At 56.3% G+C, this 750-nt stretch carries 3 protein-coding genes and 1 pseudogene; all 4 read left to right on the top strand.

Annotated elements, in window-relative coordinates:
• The first annotated feature begins 11 nt into the window (after positions 1-11).
• On the top strand, positions 12-155 hold the full coding sequence (gene pufB / locus HW932_RS21485; protein WP_007042216.1) for a light-harvesting antenna LH1, beta subunit: 144 nt from the start codon (positions 12-14) through the stop codon (positions 153-155).
• 17 nt (positions 156-172) lie between these two features.
• The gene (gene pufA, locus HW932_RS21480) at positions 173-382 is read left to right on the top strand and encodes a light-harvesting antenna LH1, alpha subunit (RefSeq protein ID WP_176978484.1); all 210 of its coding nucleotides are present in this window, start codon (positions 173-175) and stop codon (positions 380-382) included.
• A 102-nt stretch (positions 383-484) separates the two neighbouring features.
• On the top strand, positions 485-625 hold the full coding sequence (gene pufB / locus HW932_RS21475; RefSeq protein WP_012971756.1) for a light-harvesting antenna LH1, beta subunit: 141 nt from the start codon (positions 485-487) through the stop codon (positions 623-625).
• Positions 626-663: 38 nt separating this feature from the next.
• Positions 664-750, top strand: a pseudogene (locus tag HW932_RS21470) (light-harvesting protein); the annotation flags it as partial.

Raw genomic sequence — 750 nt, 5'->3', positions numbered from 1 at the left:
GGAGGCCAACAATGGCTGATATGAAGAGTCTGTCGGGTCTGACCGAGCAGCAGGCGAAAGAATTCCACGAGCAGTTCAAGGTGACCTACACCGCGTTTGTGGGTCTGGCCGCTCTGGCACATCTGTTCGTCATCGCGGCGAATCCTTGGTGGTAATTGAGAGGAACTGAACAATGGCAATCGAATTCATGGGTTACAAGCCTCTCGAAAACGACTACAAATTCTGGCTGGTCGTCAATCCGGCTACTTGGCTGATCCCGACGCTGATCGCCGTGGCGCTGACCGCCATCCTGATCCACGTTGTGGCCTTCGGTCTGGAAGATCAGGGCTGGCACGCTCCGGTCGTGGCTGAAGAAGCCGCCGCTCCGGCAGCTGCTGAGTAAGCACCGAATTCATCTCGTCGCGACGCTGATTTGAGTCGCGGTGGAATCGTCGCCCTCTGATAACACAGAGGCACTCAATTCATCCCTTTGGGAGATCAAACGATGGCCGAGCAATCCCTGTCGGGTCTGACCGAGCAGCAGGCGAAGGAATTCCACGAGCAGTTCAAAGTGACCTACACCGCGTTCGTCGGTCTGGCCGCTCTGGCTCACCTGTTCGTGATCGCCGCCAATCCTTGGTGGTAAACCGGTTTTAACTCTCTCTCTCCATAGAGGAACATACAATGAGCGACGTCGCAAAGCCGAAGAACCCCGAAGACGATTGGAAGATCTGGCTGGTCGTGAACCCGGCTACCTGGCTGATGCCCATC

Origin of the sequence: Allochromatium humboldtianum (genome assembly GCF_013385175.1) — a bacterium.
Taxonomy (GTDB): Bacteria; Pseudomonadota; Gammaproteobacteria; order Chromatiales; family Chromatiaceae; genus Thermochromatium; species Thermochromatium humboldtianum.
This window is presented reverse-complemented; position numbering and strand designations above follow the sequence as displayed.

Bases quoted from the DNA above. Each gene is read 5' to 3' on its own strand.
- pufB (WP_007042216.1), top strand. From the start codon at position 12: ATGGCTGATATGAAGAGTCTGTCGGGTCTGACCGAGCAGCAGGCGAAA.
- pufA (WP_176978484.1), top strand. From the start codon at position 173: ATGGCAATCGAATTCATGGGTTACAAGCCTCTCGAAAACGACTACAAA.
- pufB (WP_012971756.1), top strand. From the start codon at position 485: ATGGCCGAGCAATCCCTGTCGGGTCTGACCGAGCAGCAGGCGAAGGAA.